This is a genomic window from Achromobacter sp. FW305-C-28, from assembly GCF_058783235.1.
The window spans coordinates 193,084-214,926 of the sequence record NZ_JBYSYL010000010.1 but is presented as its reverse complement, the minus strand read 5'-3'; the positions used below and the strand labels follow the sequence as shown (position 1 = coordinate 214,926).

The following is a 21,843-nucleotide window of genomic DNA, read 5'->3' as shown; positions in this document are numbered from 1 at the left end:
CAGGCGACGGGCCGGCGCCTGGCAACGCAGGCCTGCCCGGCCCGCGCGCCGTAGTGCCGCGCAAGGCCCAGTCGGCCACCGCTCACTTCTTCTCGGGCAGGAACCAGTTCATCACCAGCGCGCAGATGCCGCCCGTAGCGACGCCCGATTCCAGCACGCTTTTCACGGCATGCGGCAGGTGCGACAGGATTTCCGGCACTTGCGACACGCCCAGGCCCAGGGCCAGGGACACGGCAATGATCAGCAGGGCGCGGCGGTCCAGGTGGATGCCGGCCAGGATGTTGATGCCCGATGCGGCGACCGCGCCGAACATGACCATGGCGGCGCCGCCCAGGACGGGTTCGGGCACGGCTTGCAGCACGCCGGCCACCGACGGGAACAGGCCCAGCAGGATCAGCATGCCGGCGATCCACACGCCGACGTGGCGGCTGGCGATGCCGGTGAGCTGGATGACGCCGTTGTTCTGGGCGAAGACCGAGCTGGGGAACGTATTGAAGACACCGGCCAGCAGCGAGTTGGCGCCGTTGACCAGCACGCCGCCCTTGATGCGCTGCATCCACAGCGGGCCTTCGACCGGCTGCTTGGACACCTTGCTGGTGGCGGTGACGTCGCCGATGGCTTCCAGGGACGTGACCAGGTAGATGATCAGCATGGGCACGAACAGGGCCCACGAGAAGCCCAGGCCGAAGTGCAGGGGCATGGGGACCTGGAACAGCGCGGCTTCGCGGGCGCCGGTGAAGTCCAGGCGGCCCATGTAGGCGGCGGCGATGTAGCCGACGGCCAGGGCCAGGACCAGGGCGGTGCTGCGGATCCAGACGACCGGCACGCGGTTCAGCAGGATGATGGTGCCCAGCACCAGGCCGGACAGCGTCAGGTTCTCGGCGCTGGCGAAGGTGCCGCTGGCCATGGCGCCGAATCCGCCGCCCATGCTGATGAGGCCGACCTTGATGAGGGTCAGGCCGATCAGCAGCACCACGATGCCGGTGACCAGCGGGGTGATCAGGCGTTTGACGAAGGGCAGGATGCGGCTGATGCCCATTTCCACGAAGGACCCGGCAATGACGACGCCGAAGATCGCGGCCATGACGGCTTCGACCGGGGTGCCTTGCTTGACCATCACCGAGCCGCCGGCGATCAGCGGGCCGACGAAGTTGAAGCTGGTGCCCTGCACGATGAGCAGGCCGGCTCCCAGGGGGCCGAAGCGCTTGCACTGGACGAACGTCGCGATGCCGGAGATGACCAGCGACATGGACACGATCAGGGTGGTGTCGCGGCTGCTGACGCCCAGGGCCTGGCAGATGAGCAGGCCGGGGGTGACGATGGGCACCAGGATGGCCAGCAGGTGCTGCAAGGCGGCGACGAAGGCGACGGGGGCGGCGGGGCGGTCGTCGGGGCCGTAGACCAGGTCGTGGCTGGGCTCGGCGTCGTCGGCGGCGCCGTGGGAGGCGGGTTGGGTCAGGGAGGCGGGTTGCATGGCGGAGGGGCCGGCAAGGTGGGGGGATGGAAGAAAGTGCGGGATTTTAGCGGGGAAGGCGGCGATGCGCCTTGTGCGATCAACGATCGGATAATCCGGGGCGGATCGGCTTGATAGAATTTCCGGCCATCAACCCGACCTTCGCACCGGGCCTTCCTGGCCGAAAACCATGCAGAAACGCACCAGATGGATCGCGATCGTTTGCGCCTTGCTGATTGCCGGTTTGCCAATGAGCCTGCTGTTTCTGGTGATCAACGACAACGACGACTTTGTCGCTGTCGACAAGGGCGAGTCCTATCGCAGCAGTATCTACAAGCGATATCAGGGCGCCATCTACGCGGCCGTGCCCAGCAATGGGTATTACCGGATGGATGCGGCGGACCCGGCAAGTTTCGATGCCTTTGAAACGCGCACCTACGATGGCCGCCAGGCGGGGCGCGATAGCCGCCACGTGTATTGCGGCAATCAGATCCTGCCGGATATGAAGCCGGCGTCGGCCAGGTTCCTGGGCAACAGCTACTTCACGGATGGCACGATCACCTATTTCTGCGCCTTCCACTCCGAGTCGAACGAGGCATTGGGTGGCGTGCGGCAAGTGTGGCAGCAGATATTGTTCAGCGCGGGCCGGGGCGAGAAGCCCCAGACCTACCTTTATCCGTTCAAGGCCTTGCCGGCCAGTTCGCAGCCGTACCGGCCGCTGCTCGAGCGCGAGCTGGCCACCGACGGCGCGCGGGTGTTCTACGAAGGCACGGAAATGCCGCAGGCCAACCCGGCGACGTTGCGGCGGATCGCGTCGCGGCAAGATGGCGAGACGCGGCCGGGCGATCAATTCTTTGCTGATGGCCGCCACGTGTATTACCGCGAGACGCTGCTGCCGCTGTCGGACGCCCCGGGCCTGTATGCGTTTCAGGTCGACGGCCTGGACCGCCAGCGTTATCTGCGCGACCCGCGTGACGGCATGGTGTATGTCGGCGCGCAGGCGTTCGATGCGGCGCGGGCGCCTTACCGCTTGATCAGCGAAAAAGGCGGCCACGTCAATCAGGCCTTGTTTGCCGGCAAGGATGGCATTTATTTCTATAACAGCCAGACCCGGCAGGTCGAGCGGGCCGGCGATGATCCATTTGCGTCGGGGGCGTTTACCGCGCTGTCGCCGTTTGTATTTTCAGATGGTCGGCAGGTGCTGTTTCTTCGGGGCAAGGAATCCTGGTATCGGTCTCGCAGCAGCGGCGGGCTGATTTCGCGGTCGACTCTGATCTACCGGATGACGCCAGCGCCGGGCGGCCAATGGCAGAAACTGGGCGACGTATATCACCGCTTCGGCTCGGTCTGGCGCCATGGCGACGCGCTTTATTATTTTGACGAGCTGGGTGCGACCCAACTGGTCTTCAGCCCTATCTACCGCATCCTGGACCCGGCCACCGCCGATTTCCTGCTGCGCTCGCAGCAGACCTTGCAGATCCGGGCAGACGATATTCGCAAGCTGATTCGCGACGGCAAAATGGCCGCGATCGAGGGCGAGGAAATACTGGAAGCCAAGACGCGCTACCGCAAGTCCTGGGGCATTTTCTGATCGGCCTTGAAAAGTGGCCGATGGCCCCCATCACAGCAGGGTTTCCCGGAAACCGCGCGGGCGCTTCGTCCCGGTAACCGGTTTCTTTTGTCCCTAATTTTTTAGACCTTCACGTAGAACTATGAGCCAAAACGCCGCGTCGTCCCCGTCCGAAACCCTGGGATTCCAGGCCGAGGTGAAGCAACTGCTGCACCTGATGATCCATTCGCTGTACAGCAACAAGGAAATCTTCCTGCGCGAGCTGGTGTCGAACGCGTCGGACGCCTGCGACAAGCTGCGCTTCGAAGCCATCGACCAGCCGGCGCTGCTCGAAGGCGACAGCGAGCTGGCCATCACGGTCAGCTACGACAAGGACGCGCGCACGGTCACGATTTCCGACAACGGCATTGGCCTGTCGCGCGACGAAGCGGTGGCCAATCTGGGCACCATCGCCCGTTCCGGCACCCGTGAATTTTTCTCGCAACTGACCGGCGACAAGCAGAAAGACGCGCAACTGATCGGCCAGTTCGGCGTGGGCTTTTATTCGTCGTTCATCGTGGCCGACAAGGTCACGGTGATCAGCCGCCGCGCAGGGGCCACGGACGCCATCCGCTGGGAATCCGACGGCCAGGGCGAATTCACGATTGCCGCGGCCGAAAAAGCCACGCGCGGCACCGACGTGACGCTGCACCTGCGCGCCGACGAAGATGAACTGCTCAACGGCTGGAAGCTGCGCGAGATTCTGCGCCGCTATTCCGACCACATCTCGCTGCCGATCCGCATGGCCAAGGAAGAATGGGATGCGGAGAAGGGCGAGCAGGTCAAGCAAGACGAACTGGAAACGGTGAACCAGGCCAATGCGCTGTGGGCCCGCAGCAAGTCGGACGTGACAGAAGAGCAATACCGCGAGTTCTACAAGACGGTCTCGCACGACTACGACGATCCCCTGGCCTGGACGCACAACCGCGTCGAAGGCCGCAGCGAATACACCCAGCTGCTGTACGTGCCCAAGCACGCACCGATGGACCTGTGGGACCGCGACGGCCGCCGCGGCGTGAAGCTGTACGTCAAGCGCGTGTTCATCATGGACGACGCCGACCAGCTGTTGCCGTCGTACCTGCGCTTTGTGCGCGGGGTGATCGATTCGGCGGATCTGCCGCTGAACGTGTCGCGCGAAATCCTGCAGGAAAGCCGCGACGTGCGCGCCATTCGCGAAGGGTCGGCCAAGCGCATCCTGTCGCTGCTGGAAGACCTGGCCGAGAACAAGCCGCAAGACTACGCCACGTTCTGGTCGGAATTCGGGCAGGTGCTGAAAGAAGGCGCGGGCGAAGACCAACCCAACCTGGAACGTATCGCCAAGTTGCTGCGCTTTGCGTCGACCCACAGCGGTGACCAGGCGCAGACCGTGTCGTTTGCCGACTACGTGGCGCGCATGAAGGAAGGCCAGGACAAGATCTACTACGTCACGGCGGACACGTTCGCGGCGGCCAGCAACAGCCCGCACCTGGAAATCTTCCGCAAGAAGGGCATCGAAGTGCTGCTGTTGTCCGACCGCGTCGACGAATGGATGCTGTCGTACCTGCGCGAATTCGACGGCAAGTCGCTGGTGTCGGTGGCCAAGGGCGGCCTGGACCTGGCCGAACTGGCCGACGAAGAAGAAAAGAAGCACCAGGCCGAAGTCGCCGAAGACTTCAAGCCGCTGGTCGAGCGCCTGCAAAAGACGCTGGAAGACCAGGTCAAGGAAGTGCGCGTGACGCTGCGCCTGGTGGATTCGCCGGCCTGCGTGGTGGTAGGCCAGAACGAACTCAGCCCGCACCTGCTGCGCATGCTCAAGGCCGCCGGCCAGGAAGCGCCCAACGTGAAGCCGGTGCTGGAAATCAACCCCGAACACCCGCTGCTGGCCCGCATTCGCGCGGCCGATGACGGCGAGTTCGACCAGTGGGCCCGCCTGCTGCTCGACCAGGCGCTCTTGGCCGAAGGCGCCCAGATCGCTGACCCGGCGGCGTTCGTGAAGCGGTTGAATGCGTTGCTGCTGAAGTAAGCGGCAGTCTGCCCGGAAATGGCGCCCGAGTCCGGGCGCCATTTTTCATTGCTGCACACGGCATGCGCTTGTTCAGCGCAGATGCGCGGCAAGCATGTCCCTGACGTCGGAGATGAAAGCCGGCTCCTGTCTGCGCGGCGGTGCTAGGCTGAACTCGACATCCGGTAGCGCGGGCAGCCGGGGGTCGCCTTCCACGGCCATCGCGGTAGCGGGAACCGCGGACGCGTTCAGGCAGGCGATTCCCAATCCCGCCGCCAGCGCCAGGTGCAAGCCGCCGATGTCGGACGCCGTGTGCTCGATGCTGTAGGCAACGCCGGCCGCGTCCAGGGTATGCACGGCAAACCGTTGCAGCGAGCAGGTGTCCGGCAACACGATCAGGCCCAGTGTCTGGCCGGCGGGCGGCAAGGCGAACGACCGGTCGGCGATCCAGTGCAGGGGTTCACGGCGCAGTTTGATGCGTTCCGAGGGGGCGTCGTTCGGCGAATGGCCGGTGTGCAGAATCGTCATCGAGACGCCGATGTCGAAACTGGCGGCATTGGCCTCCTGCTCGATCCAGGCGCTCTTGCGGATGCCGACATGCAGGCGTAGCTGCGGAAACTGTTCGCGGATGTGCCGAATGATGATCGGCAACGCGTGCGGCCGGAAATAATCCGTGATGGCCAGGCGCAGGTCGCCCGTCAATTGGGCGCCCTGCATGTCGCGCCAGGCCGCGTCGCTGAGCGACAGCAGCTTTTGCGCATGCGCCACCAGCCGTTCGCCCGCCGGGGTCAGGCGGGTTCCCGTCTTGGCGCGCACCAGCAGCGAGACGCCGCATAGCTGTTCCAGCTTGCGCACCTGGTCGCTGATCGCCGATTGGGACCGGTACAACCGGGGCGCCGCGGCCGACAGGCTGCCTGCATCGGCAACCACCACCAGGGTATTGAGAAGCTCCAGATCCAGAAGGCGTGACATCTATCTGCCTGTTTTTCCGATAGATGTCAGCATAACTTCCCGCTTTTCCGTGAACAAGAGGCAGCCGACACTGGCGGCTCACGGTTCAACAAGGAGCAAACATGCCTGGTATCAATGTCATCGTGTCTGGCCACCCCAACGCGGCGCTTACCCGTCAACTGGTGGAACAACTGACCCAACTCACCTGCGACGTGCTGAAGAAAGAGCGCGCGCGTACCCGCGTCATCGTGCAGTACGTGCCGGCCGATCAATGGTTCGTGGCTGGGCGGTCGCTGGCCGAAGAGGGCAGGAACTCGTTCCAGCTTGAGGTCACGATCACGGGCGAAACCAATACCCGCGGTGAAAAGGCGGATTATCACAAGGCGGCCTATGAACTGCTGGCCGGCTTATTGGGCAACGTGCACCCGCATTCAAGCATCCACGTCGCGGACTGCCGGCCAACGGCATACGGGTATGGGGGCGTGACGCAGGAGTGGCGGTATCAGCACGGGTGACGGGCGGGCGGCGTTTGCCTAGAGGGGAGCGTGCAAATTATTCCCGTTCGGTAATTTTTTCGACTTGAACGAGCAAAATCTTGATAAAAATTACCGATCGGTAATTTTGTTGGGATTTTTGAGCTGAATAGGCATAAACTTACCGAACGGTAATTTTGGAGTGCCTCATGTCAGCGTCATCGTTCGCCAATGATGTCCCTGCCACGATCCGCACCGCCGCTGACTTGGGCGAGCTGGTGAGAAGCCTGCGGCGCGAGCAGGGCCTGCTGCAAACGGACCTTGCAGGCCTGTCGGGCAGCGGCAACCGCTTCGTGGTCGACCTGGAGCGCGGCAAACCCACCTTGCAGTTGCAGAAGGTGCTGGACCTGCTGGATCTGATGGGCTTGGAGGTGTTGATCCGGCCCAAGCGCGTGGGCCGGTCATGAGAGTCGATGTGCTGAATGTCTACCAGGCCGATCGTCGGGTGGGCCGCTTGTTCGACGAACGGCCGTTGCGCTTCGTCTACGACGATGCCTGGTTGCAGTGGCCCGATGCGCATGCGATCTCGCCCGAGGTGACGCTGCGCGTCGGCGACCACACGGATGCCGCGGTACATGCCTTTTTTGAAAACCTGCTGCCCGAAGGCTCGATCCGTCGCTTCCTGCAGGTCAGCCGCCACGCCACAACGGTGTTCGGCTTGCTGGGCAGCGTGGGGGGGGATACGGCCAGCGGCTTGACGATACTGCCACAGGGCGAACGCCCCGCACCGGCGCGATATCGCGCGGCGACATGGAGGGATATCGCCACGCGCTTGCAAGATACGGCCATACCGGCGCTGGTCGCCGAGAATGCAGACGGAGCACGCATTTCGCTGGCCGGGGCGCAGGACAAGTTGCTGGTGACCGTGATGCCCGACGGCTCACCCGCGATACCCGAGGGCGCGGCGCCGTCTTCGCACATCCTTAAGCCGGATATCCGGGGCTTCGCCTCGGTGTGGGCATCGGCGTTGAACGAGACGTTGGTGATGCAATTGGCTGCGCGGTTGGGGCTGGGAGTCGCCGAGGCCGCCTTGCAACCCGACACGCGGGCTTGTTTGATCAGGCGCTACGACCGGGCGCCGGATGGCGAGGGCGGCTTGTTGCGCCTGCATCAGCTGGATTTATGCCAATTGGCAGGCAAGCCGTCCGACATGAAGTATGAAGCCGACGGCGGCCCGTCGCTGGCACAGTGCCGCGATCTGCTGGTTCGAATGGCCGTGGGGCCGTTCGACCTGAAACGGTTCCTGCAGTGGGTGCTGTTCAATCTGTGCGTGGGCAACAACGATAGCCACGCCAAGAACCTGTCGGTGTTGCTGATGCCCGACGGTCGCTATCATCTGGCGCCGTTCTATGACCTGATGTGCACGGCGATGTATCCCGGGCTTGCGCGCAATTTTGCGTTTGCGGTGGGCGGCGAAACAAAGCCGGGCAATATCGGCCCGGAGCAGGTGCTGGCGATGACGCGGGATCTGGGTTTCGGCCCTCGCTATGTGATGGGGGTGGCGCAGGCGCTGATAGATGCGTTGCTCGCCGCCTTGGAACCGGTACAGGCCGCGCTGCGAGGACAGGCGATGGCAGGTACTGAAACCACGCTGATCGATCGCCTGGGGCTATGGATTCGGACCAATACCCGCAAGCACGCCAAGCGGTGGGGGCTGTCGGCCTGAGTGGTCAGGGGGGCGGTCCGACTTCCCCGGTGCAGGTTGGCCTGCCCCCCCGCCATTCATGACTCCAGGTCAAAAGTGTTTCCCCGTTTAGTCGCTTTTTCCGCAAGGGTATCCCCGGCATACTGGGCGCCTGTCTTCCGATCGGGTTTTCCCTAGGTGCCGGCTGATGTAGCTGGATCGCCCCTGAACCGTCCGGTCGGCGCAATCCCTCCAAGGAACCCGCATGTCTATCCATGAATCCCCGCCGGTCAAAGCCGGCTTGCCGTTGCTGGCGCTGGCCGTCGGCGCCTTCGGCATCGGCGTGACCGAATTTTCCCCCATGGGCCTGCTGCCCGTGATTGCCGACGGCGTGGGAGTGTCGATTCCCAGCGCCGGCATGTTGATCAGCGCCTACGCCATCGGCGTGATGGTGGGCGCGCCGTTGATGACGCTCGCGTTTTCGCGCTGGTCGCGGCGCAAGGCGCTGATTCTGCTGATGGCGATCTTCACCCTCGGCAACATCCTGTCGGCGCTGTCGCCCAATTACACGACGCTGCTGCTCGCGCGTCTGGTGACCAGCCTGAACCACGGCGCGTTCTTCGGCCTGGGGTCGCTGGTGGCGGCCAGCGTGGTGCCGCGCCACAAGCAGGCGAGCGCGGTGGCGACCATGTTCATGGGGCTGACGATTGCCAACGTGGGCGGCGTACCCGCCGCGACATGGCTGGGCCAGGTGATCGGCTGGCGCATGTCGTTTGCCGCGACCGCCGTGCTGGGCCTGGTTGCCATGCTGTCGCTGTGGTTCGCGCTGCCTTCGGGCGAAGCGGGCCGCCGTCCCAATGTGCGCCATGAACTGGCCGTGCTGAAGAGCCCCGTCGTGCTGCTGGCGCTGCTGACCACTGTGCTGGGCGCGGGCGCCATGTTCACGCTGTACACCTACATCGCGCCGACGCTGGCGGACATCACCGGCGCATCGCCTGCCTTCATTACCGGGATGCTGGTGCTGATCGGCCTGGGCTTCACGCTGGGCAACGGCCTGGGCGGCCGCATGGCCGACCGCTCGCTGGACGGCACGCTGATCACGTTCCTGGTGATCGTCATCATCGACCTGCTGGCGTTTCCGTGGATCGGCCAGACGTCGGTCGGCGCGGCGATTTCGCTGCTGATCTTCGGTGTGGCGACGTTCGCGGTGGTGCCGCCGTTGCAGATGGGCGTGATGCGCGCCGCGACGGATGCGCCTGGCCTGGCGTCGTCGGTGAACGTGGGCGCCTTCAACCTGGGTAATGCGGTGGGGGCGGCTGCGGGCGGCGCGGTGATTTCGGCGGGCCTGGGCTATGCCGCCGTGCCGATCGCCGGTGCGGTCATCGCCACGGCCGGCCTGGCCCTGGTGCTGGTGCAGCGCGCCGCCAACCAGCGTCGCCGGCTGGCGGTGCAAGGCTGCTGATCGGTCAGAACTCGAACGTAGCCCCCAGCTCATACGTGCGGCCCGGCGCCAGCAGCACCTGGCTGGTGGCCCGGCCGCCGTAATAGGCATACAGCCGGTCCGTCAGGTTGCGTACCCGGAAGGTCAAGAGGGCGGGCCGGATGCGGTAGCTGATCGCGGCATCGACGGTGGTGTGGCTGTTGATGCGGATCTGGTTGGCGTTGTCGGTGTAGATCTTGCCCGTGTGGTTCAGGCCCACGAAGAGGTTCATCGGCAGGTCCGCCAGCCGGTAGTTGGCGTACAGGTTGGCCACCCGCTCGGGCACGTTGGGCGGGGTGTTGCCCACGCGAGATGCGCCATCGGCCTCGGTCAGGGAATCGAAGCGCGCGTTCAGCACCGCAACGTTGCCCGACAGCGTGAACTGGGGCGTGACGCGCCAGTCGGCCGACAGTTCCACGCCGCGCGACGATTGGCGGCCGTTGTTGACCGTCAGGCGCGCATCGTTCTGGTCGCGCGACAACACGTTTTCCAGCTTGATGTGATAGACCGCCGCGGTCCATTCGACGTTTTCCAGCGTCTGTTTGAAGCCGGCTTCCCATTGTTCGCCCTTGGCCAGCGGATACGAGGCGTTGGCCTGCGATAGCAGGAACAGCGAGCCCACCGGAATGGTGGCGTTGGTGTACTGGGCATACACGGACGACGACGGCGTCAGGTCGAAGACGGTGCCCAGGCGCGCCGAGTTGGCGGAATAGCGGGTGCCGAATTCGCTGCGGCTGCCCACGTTCAGGTCCGTCACGCTGCGATCGACGCGGATGCGGTCGTAGCGGTAGCCGGCCACCACCGTCCAGGGCTCGGCCAGCTTGAGCGAGTCTTCCAGGAAGAACGCCGCGCCGCGCACGTCGGTGGTGAAGTCGGTGCGGTTACCGGGGCCGCTCATCAGCGCCGGGTCATCGTTGAAGTCGCCGACGGCAGGGTTGCGCAGCGACACCCGCAGCGCATCGGCGGTGGACGCGCTGCGGTTGGAGAAGCGCCGTTCGCTGTCCAGGCTGGTCTTGCTGAGTTCGCCGCCCACCACGAATTTATTCGACAGCCCCGCAATCGTGCCGCTGTGGGTGGCGTCGAAGCGGTCGATCAGGTAACGCTGGTGGTGCGTGATGATGGTCTGGTCGCGGTCGATGAAGCCGGGGGCGCTGTAGGTGGCGGATTCCGAGTTCTTCCACAGCCGGTCGACCTTGTTCATCGCGAATTCGTTGCGCAGGGTCCAGGCGGGCGTCAGCGTGTGGGTCACGCGGGCGCGCAGCCAGTAGGCTTCGGCTTCGTTGCGGTCGTCCAGCACGTTGTAGTTGTTGCGGGCCAGGCTGCGGTCCAGCACGCGGCCGTCGGGTGTGCTGACCACGCCGGTCGGGTCGCGGGCAACGCTGCGCGGCACCAGCGGCGTGCCCCAGTAGGCATGGCCGGTGTCGCGCGAGTAGTCGAACGACAGGTCCAGGCGGGTGGCGGGCGCCACGTCGAAAGCGATGCCGGTGGTCAGGTGGTCCAGTTTGTTGCTGTCGCGGTCGATGGTGCCGACGCGCGAGTCGTTGTGGCTGTAGTCGATGCGATAGGCACCGGTTTCACCGAAGTTGTCGCCCAGGCCGATGCCGGTGCGCGTGCTGCCGTAGCTGCCATACGAGAACATGGCTTCGCGGCTGGGATTGTCGCGGTCGGGTCGCTTGGTCTGGAAGTTGACGATGCCGCCGATGGCGCTGTCGCCCTGCAACACGGATGCGGGGCCTTTCAGGACTTCGATGCGTTCGTAGTTCCAGGTGTCTTCGACCCGGTTGGTCGAACCGGCGCCGGACATGCGCAGGCCGTCGTACAGGTACAGGATGTCGGTGAAGCCGCGCGAAGACAGCGTGGTGGGCGAGGACGGCGGGCCGCCGCCGGCCAGGCCCGTGGCGCCGCGCAGCGCGTCGCTGAGCGTGCTGGCGCCGCGCTCGCGCAGCGTCTGCTGCGACAGGATTTCGACGGACGCGGGCGTTTCTCGCAGGGTCAGGCCCAGGCGCGACGCGGTGCTGCTGCGCGAATCCAGCCGCAGGCCATCGGCTTCGCTGGCGGCTTCCACGCGGATGGCGGGCAGCTCGGGTTCCTGTGCCTGGACGCCGGGCACGGCGGCGCACGCCGCGAAGGCGGCGGTGGATACGACTTTCCTCATGACTCTTTCCCGTTGGGCTTGAAGGGGGGGACAGCGTGTCTTGGGCGTGGGCCGGCGCTAGACGACCCGGTAGCGGCGCAGGCGCCAGCCGGCCAGGGCCAGCAGCAGCACCGTGGGCGCCAACAGTTGCAGCAGCGCCCGCACCGCCTGGGCGCGCACGATGCCGGGGTCCTCTTCCTGCCAGCGAAACACCGGCATGGCCGCGAAGTCTTCGGGTGCGATGGCGCGGCCGGCTTCGATGCGGGGCAGGAAAAAGTCCTTCCAGGCCTGGTGGTAGGCGTCGATCTGTTTCATGAAATGGGCATGGCGGCGTTGGCCGGTGCCGGCCAGGGCGGTGATGCCCTCGTAGGCGACGGCGGCGGGCGACAGCACGCTGTAGCGCGCCACCAGCGTTTGCTGGCGGGCCAGCTGGGCGTCGAAACGGTCCAGCTCGGGCTGCATGGCCTCGTCCACCTGGCGCTCGACGCGGGCCTGGCCCATGGGCCGGCCGGTGATCTCCAGGCGGCCGTCGCGGGGGATCAGCACGTCGGGCTTGTCCATGTGCTGGTAGTCGGTGGACAGCAGCGCGGCGTTGTCGCGCATGGCCAGTGCGGTGGCGACACGCGTGCGGGTGGCGAGTTCGGCGCGTGACGGCGCGGGGCTGGCGAAGGCGGCGGCCAGGTTCAGCAGCACCGGCGCCACCAGCACCAGCAGCACCCAACCCACCATCAGGATCATGGCATTGGCCGCCGACGATTTGCCGAAGGCATTGACGGCCACCACGGCGGCAAACCAGAACAGCGCATAGGCGCCGACCAGCAGCGCCCACCACAGTGTCGTGCCGATCGTGTGCAGGGCCTGGGGGCGCACCAGCAGCAGGGCCGCCATGGGCAACAGCACCGCGGCCCCCAGCAGCACGGCGGCGCGCAGCGAGATCTTGCCGGCGATCAGCGTCAGCAGCGCCAGGGGTTGGGACAACAGCAGCCGCAAGGTGCCGTCTTCTTTCTCGCCCGACAGCAGGTTGTAGCTCAGCGCAAAGATCAGCAGCGGCAGCAGGTAGACCACCACGAATGCCAGGTCGAAATGCCCGCTGAGCAGGTGCCAGGGGTTCTCGATATCGTTGTTGTGGATGAAGTTGACCTTGCTTTGGTAGGTCACCTTGAATTGCGACGGAAACAGATCGGTCTGGCCCAGCGCCACCGGCGCCAGGGCCACGCTGGGCATGACGGCGTAATGCGCGCCCAGGCCGCCGCCCATGTTGGCGGGGCTGGCGGGGTTGCCGAACGGCGTGGGCGTTTCGCGGCCGTCCATGATGCGGTTCAGCTGCGCCAGCTGGCCGGCGCGGGCCTGCGCATCGGCGCGCACCAGCGCGGCCTGGGCCTCGTCGCGCAGCGAGGTCTGCCACAGGCCGTTGAAGACGGCATAGGCCACCAGCAGCAGGAACAGCAATCCGCACAGCCACAGGGCGCGCTCGCGGGTCAACAGGCGCAGTTCGTGCCGCAGCACCAGGGCGTAGCGGCGGGATTGTCGGGCGTGCACCAGGGGTCTCCTACAGGGCGGTCTGGCGGGCCACGGCGCGCCAGGCAAAGGCCAGGCTCAGCAGCAGCGCCGCGGCCAGCATCAAGAGGCTCAGGCGGGCTTCGTGCAGCGCCCAGCCGGCCGCGGGCGGCTGGTACTGGAAGGGCGGCACGCGGGCCCACAGCGACGGGCTGGCCTGATACGAAAAGTGCTGGTGGTCCAGCGTGTCGGCGTGCGCGACGAGGTCGGCGCTGACGATGTCCTGGATCACGCGGCGCTGGCGTTCGGCGGCCACGGTGAAGTCGCGATGGTGCGCGAAGTCGGTGCCCGCCATCGCGGCCGAGAACGCACGGATGGCCAATAGCGGCAGCAGCCAGCCGGCGGATTCCTGCACGGCCTGCTGCCTTTCCCAGGTGTCCCACAGGCCGCCGAAGTGGCGGTCGTAGACGGCGTAGCTGGACTGGTCATCCAGCTTGAGCGCCAGGCCCCATTGGTTCAGCGGCACGTCGCGGCTCCAGCGTTCGGTGGTGCCGAAGGCCTGCATCCACACGCGGTCGGACGTGGCTTTCAGGTCGTCCTGCAAGGCCTGGTTGAATTCCAGGCGGGTAGGGCTGGGATGCACGCCGCGCGACAGCTCTGCCATGACGCGCGGCGCGACCACGGTGTTGGCGATCCACAGGGCCAGCAGCACCGTGATGGCCACGCGGGATGACCGCGCGGCCGCCGACACGCCCAGCGTGATGAAGACGAAGGTGGCCAGGTACAAGGCATAGCCGGCCCCAAGCGCGACAAGGCGCCACAGCGCGTCGGCGCGTCCGCCGGCCAGCCACACCGCCAGGCCTGCGGCGATGGCTGCGGGCACGAGCAGCAGCGCCAGGCTCATGCCCAGCGCGCAGGCCTTGCCCCACAACAGGCGCCAGGGCGCCACGCCCAGGCTCAGCGTCTGGCGCAGGATGCCCTGTTCGCGTTCGCCCGAAAGCGCGTTGAAGCCCAATACGATCACCAATAGCGGCCCCAGCGCTTGCAGGATCCAAGCGGCCGACAGGTCGCCAAAGCGTTGCAGCCCCGTGGCATCCTGCGCCGGCCGGAATTTCACTTCGCTCTGGCGGTGCGCCTGCAGCCACACGGTGCTGCCGATGTAGGGGTTGATGCCGGCGTCCAGCAGCGCCAGGGCCGTGTCGGGCTTGAAAACGTGCATGCCCTGGTGGGCGGCATCGTGCGGATGGCGCGCGCCCTGCTTGAGCCAGTCGCCGTAGTCGGCGTTCTGGGCGGCGGCCTGCTCGGCGCGCGCTTCCTGCTGGTGCAGGTAGCCGACCGCCAGCGCGGTCAGGAGCAGCACGGCGACGATGCCGCCGGCCCAGTAAAGGCGGCCGTCGCGCAGCCGTTCGCGCAGGTCCTTGAAGGCGATGAGAAAGATCATGCGTCGGCCTTCATGTGCGCCAGGTACAGGGCTTGCAGGTCGGTGTCGCTGATCTGCCGGCTGTCCAGGCTGTCGACCAGCCGGCCGCGCTTCATGATGCCGACCCGGGTGGCAGTCTGGCGGGCGTGGAACAGGTCGTGGGTGGTGTTCAGGATGGCTACGCCGCGTTCGCTGGCGCGTTGCAACAGCCGCGTGAATTCTGCCGCCGCCGACGGGTCCAGGCCCGAGGTCGGCTCGTCCAGCAGCAGGGCGCGCGCGTTCTTGGCCAAGGCCACCGCGATCCAGACCTTTTGCCGCATGCCTTTGGAATAGGCGGCCACGCGCTTGTCCGCCGCCGCCGCTTCCAGGCCCACGTCCGCCATCAGCGCCAGCAGGCGTTCCCGCGGCGGCGCCTCGCCCAGCGCCAGCGCGGCGAAGTAGCGCAGGTTTTCCAGGCCCGTCAGCGTACCGTACAGGTTCACCTGCTCGGGGATGTAGGCCACGTGCTGCTTGGTGGCCAGCGGCTCGCGCGCCGCATCCAGGCCGTTGATCAGGGCCTGGCCGCCGTCGGGCGCGATGAAGTTCAGGAACAGGTTGATGGTGGTGGTCTTGCCGGCGCCGTTGGCGCCCAGCAGGCAATAGATTTCGCCCGGCTCGATACGCAGGTCCAGCGGATGCAATGCGATCTGGTCGCCGTAGCGTTTGGTCAGGCCAATGGCTTCAAGCACGGGGTGTCCTTCTATATTAGTTATGTTATATCATAACAATAATGCCATCCATGAATCGTCCGCGCATGAAAAAGGGCGCCTTTGCAGGCGCCCTTGAGGGGGGGGCAAGAGGAACGATCAGGCGTCGATCCGTTCCACTTTGCCCACCAGCAGGATGTACGACAGCGCGCCCAGCAAGGCCAGCGACGACACGTACACGATGGCCGGCGCGAAGCTGTCTTTGGACACCAGGAAGCCGATCACGATCGGCGTGCAGATCGATGACAGGTTGCCCACGAAGTTGAATACCCCGCCGGTCAGGCCCAGCAGCCGCACCGGCGCCAGCGTCGACACCAGCGACCACGTGATCGACGCCAGGCCGTTGCCGAAGAACGCGACGGCCAGAAAGAAGATGACCCAGGGCGTGGAATCGGTGAAGTTGGCGCCGATCATCGACGTCGAGATCAACAGGCCCAGAATGATGGGCAGCTTGCGCGCCAGGCCCACCGTGGCGCCGCGGCGGATCAGGAAGTCGGACAGCACACCTGAGCACAGCACGCCCACGAAGGCCGCCAGGAACGGCACCGACGCCAGGAAACCAGACTTGATGAAGTCCATGCCGCGGTACTTCACCAGGTAGGTGGGGAACCAGGTCAGGAAGAACCACAGCGTGGACGTCAGGCAGAACTGGCCCAGGTAAACGCCCCACAGCTTGCGGCGGGTCATCACCAGGCCCAGGTCGTTCCAGTTGAACGGAGCCTTCTTCTCTTTGACATTGCGGTCCAGGTCGACCACGCCGCCGCCTTGCTGGATGAGCTCGATCTCGGCCGCGTTGGCGCCCTTGAACTGGCGCGGTTCGCGATAGATCAGGTACCACAGCACGCCCCAGATGATGCCCAGCAGGCCGGTGCTGACAAACACCATGTGCCAGCCGTAGTGGTGTTGCAGCCAGGCCAGCACCGGCGTCAGGAACGCCAGGCCGACGAATTGGCCGGACGTGTAGAAGCCGATGGCGGTGGCGCGTTCCTTTTCCGGAAACCAGGTCGTGACGACGCGGTTGTTGATCGGATAGGCCGGCGCTTCCAGCGCGCCCACGGCCAGGCGCAGCACGAACAGGATCACGAAGCTGCCCGCAAAACCCATGAAGAACGTGGCCGTGGACCACAGGATCAGCGCGGCCGCGTACAGCACGCGCGGCGACACGCGGTCCACCAGCCAGCCGCCGGGAATCTGCATGGCGGCGTAGGTCCAGCCGAAGGCCGACAGGATCAGGCCTTCATGCACCGTGTCCAGGCCGAACTCGTCCTTCAGGGCGGGGGCGGCGATGGACAGGTTGCTGCGGTCCAGGTAGTTGATGACGACGGTGATGAACAGCATCACCATGATGAGATAGCGGCTGCGCGTGGGCCGCTGGGCGCTTTGCAGGCCCGGATGGGTGGCAGTGGTCAAGGGGGTCTCCTCTCTCTTTTATCGGCGTGCGGGTCAGCGGCTTACCATTCGGCGAAGCTGCCGTCGGCATGGCGCCAGACGGGGTTGCGCCAGCGGTGGCCGACGGCGGCGCGTTCCTTGACGTATTCCTCGTTGACCTCGATGCCCAGGCCCGGGCCTCGCGGAATCGCGACCATGCCGTCTTCATAGGCGAAGACTTCGCGGTTGCTGACGTAATCCAGCAGGTCGTTGGCGGCGTTGTAGTGGATGCCCAGGCTTTGCTCCTGGATGAACGCGTTGTAGCAGCCGGCGTCGATCTGCAGGCAGGTGGCCAGCGCGATCGGGCCCAGCGGGCAGTGCAGCGCCAGCGCCACGTCATAGGCCTCGGCCATCGCCGCGATCTTGCGGGTTTCGGTGATGCCGCCGGCATGCGACGGATCGGGCTGGATGATGTCGACGTAGCCTTCGGACAGCACGCGCTTGAAGTCCCAGCGCGAGAACAGGCGTTCGCCCAGCGCGATGGGCGTGGACGTCAGCGGCGCCAGTTCCTTCAGGGCCTCGTAGTGCTCGCTCAGCACCGGCTCTTCGATGAACATCAGCTTGAACGGGTCCAGCTCTTTCATCAGCACCTTGGCCATGGGCTTGTGCACGCGGCCATGGAAGTCCACGCCGATACCCACGTTGGGGCCTACCGCGTCGCGCACGGCGGCCACGTTTTCCAGGCACTTCTCGACCTTGTCGAACGAATCGATGTACTGCAGCTCTTCGGTGCCGTTCATCTTCACGGCGGTGAAGCCGCGCTCGACGGCGCTCTTGGCGGCCGCGGCGGTATCGGCCGGCCGGTCGCCGCCGATCCACGAATACACGCGGATGCGGTCGCGCACGTTGCCGCCCAACAGCTGCGACACCGGCACGCCCAGGTGCTTGCCCTTGATGTCCCACAGCGCCTGGTCGATGCCGGCCAGGGCGCTCATGTGGATGGCCCCGCCGCGGTAGAAGCCGCCGCGGTACAGCACCGTCCAGTGGTCTTCGATGTTGCGCGGGTCTTTGCCAATCAGGTAGTCGGACAGTTCTTCGACGGCAGCGGCCACCGAGTGGGCGCGGCCTTCGACGACGGGCTCGCCCCAGCCGACGATGCCGGCGTCGGTTTCAATCTTCAGGAAGCACCACCGCGGCGGCACGATGTAGGTGGTGAGCTTGGTGATCTTCATGCTTGGGTCTCCTGGGCGGGATAGGCGCGTTGCCAGGCCGCGATGAATGCGCGCGCGTTCTGGCCGACTTCGGCGGCCGACAGGCCGGGTTTGTACAAGGCGGAGCCCAGGCCGAAGCCGCTGGCGCCCGCCTGGGCGTAAGTGGAAAGGTTGTCGGGCGTGATGCCGCCGACCGGCACCAGCGCGATCGGCGGGCGCATCACGGCGCGCCAGGCCTTGATCACGACGGGGCCGAGCTGTTCGGCGGGGAACATCTTCAACACGTCGGCGCCGGCGGCCAGCGCGGCAAAGGCTTCGGTGGGCGTGGCCACGCCGGGGCAGGACGCGAGGCCAGCGGCCTTGGCCGCGCGGATCACGGCCGGGTCGCTGTGCGGCATCACGATGATCTCGCCGCCGGCGTCCTTGATGCGGGCGACGTCGTCGGGGTTCAGCACGGTGCCGGCGCCGACCAGGCAATCGGCCGGCAGCGCGTCGCGCATGGCGCGGATGCTGGCCAGCGGCTCGGGCGAATTCAGCGGCACTTCGATCAGGCGAAAGCCCGCGGCGTAGAGTTCACGGGCAACGGGCACGGCCTCGGCAGGCGTGATGCCGCGCAGGATGGCGATGAGGCCGCAGTGGCCCATGGCGGTTTGCAGTCCGGGATGGATCATGGCGTTTCCTTGTTCGATGCAGGCGATGTCGAGGGGGCCGCTTGGGCGGCGGGCACCAGCCCGGCGCAGACCGCCAGGTGCCACAGGCCGCGTTCGGTAGCGTTGCGGGCTTGTTCGGGCGTGCCCAGGCCGTAGTGGCGCAGCGCCAGGATGTAGCGCTGGCACAGCGCGTCGTCGCCGCACAGCACGATGCGCGGCAGCTCGCCTTGCTGGCGCAGCATCTCGGCCAGGGCGGCTATTTCGTGGCCGATCAACAGGCCCGACAGGTAGTCGGCTTGCGAGGCGCCGGCCAGTTCGCCGGTCAGCCCCAGCGCGCGGGTACTGAAAATCGTCGATAGCACGCCGGCGCGGCCAGCGGGGGCGCCCGCCACTTTCACGCCGCGTTCGAAGGCGGCCATGTCGGGCGCGGGGGCTTCGGTCATGGTGCGGCCCAGGATGGTGTGGCCGCGCAGCGCGGCGTAGACCTCGCCGGTCATGAAGGTATCGAAGTGGGTGACGCGGCCGCGGCGCGCGGTGACCCATTTCGAATGCGTGCCGGGCAGGCCGATCAGCACGTCATCCGCGCCGCCGCCAGCCTGGTCGAACAGCACGCCGAACACCTGGGTCTCTTCGCCACGCATCACATTGGGCAGGCCGTGGCGCTGGATCAGGCCCGGCACGATATGCACCGGCGTTGCACCCGAGCGGTCGATGCGGGTCAGCAGCGTGCCGATGCGCGGCAGGTCGACTGGCACGTCCAGGTAGGCGGCTTCCTGCCAGCCTTGCGCGCTGCCCACCATGCCGCAGGCAATCACGGGCAGCGCCGACTCGGCACGAAGCCAGTCGCCGCAGGCCTGTTCGAAAGCCAGTTCGAAACCCGACTGGGTGCTGGCGGTGGCGGCGCCGTCCTGCAAAGGCTGGGGCAGCCGCATGATGCCCCAGGGCAGGTGGCGGGTATCCAGCGTGCGGCCGGCGCCGTCCAGGCGATAGGCGCGCAACGAAGAGGTGCCCCAGTCCAGCGCTATCAGCGCCGCGCGGGCAGGCGATCCGGAAGTCATCAGGTAGCTGTCTCGTCTCGGGCCGCCGCGTGGCCCGGTCCGCGTGTGGGGTGCGGAGCGGCGCGCGTCGGCCTTGTTGTCGTCGAGCCCGTGGGCGGTGTCTTGGCGCGCCGGGCGGGCAGTGCGAAAAATTCTAGATCAGTGCTTGAAAAATCTCAAAATATAGAATTTAATCCCACATATAGGGAAACCATCTGTGGCAAGATACCAGGCAACCCTCCCGCTTCGCCCGTCTCTTGAATCTGCCGTATCCATGACCGCCTTGCCGTCTCCCGCCTCTTCTCCCCCGATCGATCCCGATGCCGCGGCCCCCGCCGGCACGCAGACGCTCATGCGCGGCCTGGCCGTCATCCAGGCCGTGGCGGGCGGTGCGCGCGACCTGAAGGACATCTGCGCCCGCATCGGCGTGGCGCGCAGCACCACGCACCGGCTGGCCAGCTGCCTGGTGCAGGAACGCTATCTGCGGTCATTGGCGGGCGTGGGCTACGTGCTGGGCCCCAAGCTGATCGAACTGGGCTTCCAGGCGCGCGAAGCCTTTCCGATGGCGACGCTGGCGCGCCCCTATCTGGACAGCCTGGCCGCGCAGACGGGCGACACCATCCACCTGGCGGTGCGCGACAACGACGAAGTGCTGTACCTGGAAAAGATTCCCGGCAAGAAAGGCCTGGAAATGCGGTCGCGCGTAGGTCACCGCATGCCGCTGGCCGCCACCGGCGTGGGCAAGGCGCTGCTGCTGGATGCCGACGAACCGCAATGGAAGGCGCTGCACCGGGTGGGCGCGCCGGTGTCGTCACGCGCGCCGGGCGGCCGTCAGACCTGGGAAGCCTTTCGCGACCGCATGCGCGACTACGCCGCGCACGGCTATGCGTTCGACCTGGAAGACAACGAGCCGTCGATCCGCTGCGTGGCCGCGCCGGTGCGCGATGCGTCCAGCGGCATCGTTGCCGCGATCAGCGTGTCCAGCACCGTGCCCTACATGTCGCTGGACCGCATGCAGGAAATGGTCGCTGTCGTGCAGGGCGTGGCGGCCGATATCTCGGCGGAACTGGGCTGGAAGGTGGCGCGCGGTTGATGGCCGCGTGAGGGTCAGGCGGCCCCTGCCAGCGGTGGCAGCGGCAACAGCTGCCGCGCAATGTTCTCCATGGCGATTTCCAATTCCGCGACCAGCGCCTGCGCGGCAGGCGACAGCGAGCGATCGCGCCGGTGCAGCAGCCCGATATAGCGGCGCGCCGACGCATCGCACAGCGGGGCGGCACGCAGCCCCGCCAGATTCAATTCCGGCAACGCCAGGCGCGGCAACACGCTCACGCCCAGGCCCTGGCGCACCATGCTGGCCGCGGTGCCCATGTTGGTCACGTCGTAGCGCAGCGCGGTGACCGGCGCCCCGACTTCGTCACGCACCGCGCGGTCGAATTGCTGCCGCGCGTTCGAACCCTGTGACAACAGCACCAGGTCGTAGCGCAGCACGTCGCGCCAATGCAGCAGCCCCGGCGCATCCCCCAGCGGATGGCCGGCGGGAAAGATGGCGCAGAAGCAATCTTCGGCCATCGGCGTGAAAGACAGGTCGGACACCGGCTCGGGCAGGGCGCCCACCGCGAACTCGATCTGGTTGGTGCGCAGCATGGCCATCAACTCATCGTTGTGCGCTTCCACGACCCGCACTTTCAGGGCCGGATGCGCCCGGCTCAGCGTGCCCACGGCCGCCGGCAGCAAGGCCAGGGCGGTTGACGGCAGGGCGCCCAGCGCAACGCTGCCGCGCCGCACGGCCGCCAGGTCCGCCAGGCTGCGGTAGGCCTCTTCCAGGTCGGCGATAGGCCGTTGCACCCGGGCATAGAAGTCCTGCCCCGCGGACGTCAGGCTGATGCTGCGCGTGGTGCGTTCGAACAGGCGCAGGCCCAGCACCTCTTCCAGGTCCTGGATCAGGGCCGTGAACGATGGCTGCGTGACGCCCAGCTGATTGGCCGCGTGGGTGAACGAACCGGTGTCCACCGCCAGCAGAAAGGCCTTGAGCGGCCGGTATTTGATATTTATAGCCATAGACTAAGAATATTAGAAAAATATCTATTTGTGTCTAATAATCGGCCGGCCGATGATGACGCCTACCGCAGAACTCCCGGACCCAAGACGT

The 21,843-nt window shown here is 66.3% G+C and carries 18 protein-coding genes; 7 read left to right on the top strand and 11 right to left on the bottom strand.

Annotated elements, in window-relative coordinates:
- Positions 1-82: 82 nt before the first annotated feature.
- Complete coding sequence (locus tag AC3WMR_RS23290; RefSeq protein ID WP_175191751.1) at positions 83-1,474, bottom strand: nucleobase:cation symporter-2 family protein; 1,392 nt, start codon at positions 1,472-1,474, stop codon at positions 83-85.
- 169 nt (positions 1,475-1,643) lie between these two features.
- On the opposite strand from AC3WMR_RS23290, the gene AC3WMR_RS23285 reads away from it, so the two are divergent.
- Entirely contained in the window at positions 1,644-3,044 is a 1,401-nt protein-coding gene (locus tag AC3WMR_RS23285) for a DKNYY domain-containing protein (RefSeq protein WP_492265036.1), read from the top strand.
- A gap of 121 nt (positions 3,045-3,165) precedes the next feature.
- Complete coding sequence (gene htpG / locus AC3WMR_RS23280) at positions 3,166-5,064, top strand: molecular chaperone HtpG (protein WP_492265037.1); 1,899 nt, start codon at positions 3,166-3,168, stop codon at positions 5,062-5,064.
- Positions 5,065-5,136: 72 nt separating this feature from the next.
- On the opposite strand, the gene AC3WMR_RS23275 is transcribed toward htpG, so the two are convergent.
- Complete coding sequence (locus tag AC3WMR_RS23275; protein ID WP_492265038.1) at positions 5,137-6,015, bottom strand: LysR family transcriptional regulator; 879 nt, start codon at positions 6,013-6,015, stop codon at positions 5,137-5,139.
- A gap of 101 nt (positions 6,016-6,116) precedes the next feature.
- Here AC3WMR_RS23275 and AC3WMR_RS23270 point away from each other — a divergent pair, with 101 nt between their 5' ends.
- The 4 genes from AC3WMR_RS23270 to AC3WMR_RS23255 all read left to right on the top strand — a co-directional run bounded on the left by AC3WMR_RS23270 (position 6,117) and on the right by AC3WMR_RS23255 (position 9,613).
- A complete protein-coding gene (locus AC3WMR_RS23270) occupies positions 6,117-6,509 on the top strand; it encodes a tautomerase family protein (RefSeq protein ID WP_492265039.1) in 393 nt (130 codons plus the stop codon).
- 167 nt (positions 6,510-6,676) lie between these two features.
- Entirely contained in the window at positions 6,677-6,934 is a 258-nt protein-coding gene (locus AC3WMR_RS23265) for a helix-turn-helix domain-containing protein (RefSeq protein WP_492265040.1), read from the top strand.
- 8 nt (positions 6,935-6,942) lie between these two features.
- A complete protein-coding gene (locus AC3WMR_RS23260; protein ID WP_492265041.1) occupies positions 6,943-8,193 on the top strand; it encodes a type II toxin-antitoxin system HipA family toxin in 1,251 nt (416 codons plus the stop codon).
- A 223-nt stretch (positions 8,194-8,416) separates the two neighbouring features.
- Entirely contained in the window at positions 8,417-9,613 is a 1,197-nt protein-coding gene (locus tag AC3WMR_RS23255) for an MFS transporter (protein WP_492265042.1), read from the top strand.
- A gap of 4 nt (positions 9,614-9,617) precedes the next feature.
- Here AC3WMR_RS23255 and AC3WMR_RS23250 read toward each other — a convergent pair whose 3' ends face one another.
- The 8 genes from AC3WMR_RS23250 to AC3WMR_RS23215 form a co-directional block, all read right to left on the bottom strand.
- Positions 9,618-11,786 carry a TonB-dependent receptor gene (locus AC3WMR_RS23250; RefSeq protein WP_492265043.1) on the bottom strand — a complete coding sequence of 723 codons (2,169 nt, stop codon included), beginning with the start codon at positions 11,784-11,786 and terminating at the stop codon, positions 9,618-9,620.
- 57 nt (positions 11,787-11,843) lie between these two features.
- Positions 11,844-13,304 carry an ABC transporter permease subunit gene (locus AC3WMR_RS23245; RefSeq protein ID WP_492265044.1) on the bottom strand — a complete coding sequence of 487 codons (1,461 nt, stop codon included), beginning with the start codon at positions 13,302-13,304 and terminating at the stop codon, positions 11,844-11,846.
- 10 nt (positions 13,305-13,314) lie between these two features.
- Positions 13,315-14,703, bottom strand: coding sequence for an ABC transporter permease subunit (locus AC3WMR_RS23240; RefSeq protein WP_492265045.1), 1,389 nt, complete (start codon positions 14,701-14,703; stop codon positions 13,315-13,317).
- Positions 14,700-15,410 carry an ABC transporter ATP-binding protein gene (locus AC3WMR_RS23235; protein ID WP_492265046.1) on the bottom strand — a complete coding sequence of 237 codons (711 nt, stop codon included), beginning with the start codon at positions 15,408-15,410 and terminating at the stop codon, positions 14,700-14,702. Before AC3WMR_RS23235 ends, AC3WMR_RS23240 begins: the two co-directional genes overlap by 4 nt.
- A 117-nt stretch (positions 15,411-15,527) precedes the next feature.
- Positions 15,528-16,838: an MFS transporter gene (locus AC3WMR_RS23230; protein ID WP_492265047.1), complete on the bottom strand. Its 1,311-nt coding sequence runs from the start codon at positions 16,836-16,838 to the stop codon at positions 15,528-15,530.
- Between the two features lie 41 nt (positions 16,839-16,879).
- Positions 16,880-18,028: a galactonate dehydratase gene (gene dgoD / locus AC3WMR_RS23225; RefSeq protein ID WP_492265048.1), complete on the bottom strand. Its 1,149-nt coding sequence runs from the start codon at positions 18,026-18,028 to the stop codon at positions 16,880-16,882.
- Positions 18,025-18,678, bottom strand: coding sequence for a 2-dehydro-3-deoxy-6-phosphogalactonate aldolase (locus tag AC3WMR_RS23220; protein ID WP_492265049.1), 654 nt, complete (start codon positions 18,676-18,678; stop codon positions 18,025-18,027). Before AC3WMR_RS23220 ends, dgoD begins: the two co-directional genes overlap by 4 nt.
- Positions 18,675-19,715 (bottom strand): 2-dehydro-3-deoxygalactonokinase, encoded by a 1,041-nt coding sequence (locus AC3WMR_RS23215; protein WP_492265050.1) that lies wholly within the window; start codon positions 19,713-19,715, stop codon positions 18,675-18,677. The genes AC3WMR_RS23220 and AC3WMR_RS23215 overlap by 4 nt, the downstream gene beginning before the upstream one ends.
- A gap of 253 nt (positions 19,716-19,968) precedes the next feature.
- Between AC3WMR_RS23215 and AC3WMR_RS23210 the strand changes: the two genes are divergently transcribed.
- Positions 19,969-20,787 carry an IclR family transcriptional regulator gene (locus AC3WMR_RS23210; RefSeq protein ID WP_492265051.1) on the top strand — a complete coding sequence of 273 codons (819 nt, stop codon included), beginning with the start codon at positions 19,969-19,971 and terminating at the stop codon, positions 20,785-20,787.
- A gap of 14 nt (positions 20,788-20,801) precedes the next feature.
- Here the strand turns inward: AC3WMR_RS23210 and AC3WMR_RS23205 are convergent, their stop codons facing one another.
- The gene (locus AC3WMR_RS23205) at positions 20,802-21,752 is read right to left on the bottom strand and encodes a LysR family transcriptional regulator (protein WP_492265052.1); all 951 of its coding nucleotides are present in this window, start codon (positions 21,750-21,752) and stop codon (positions 20,802-20,804) included.
- Positions 21,753-21,843: the final 91 nt, after the last annotated feature.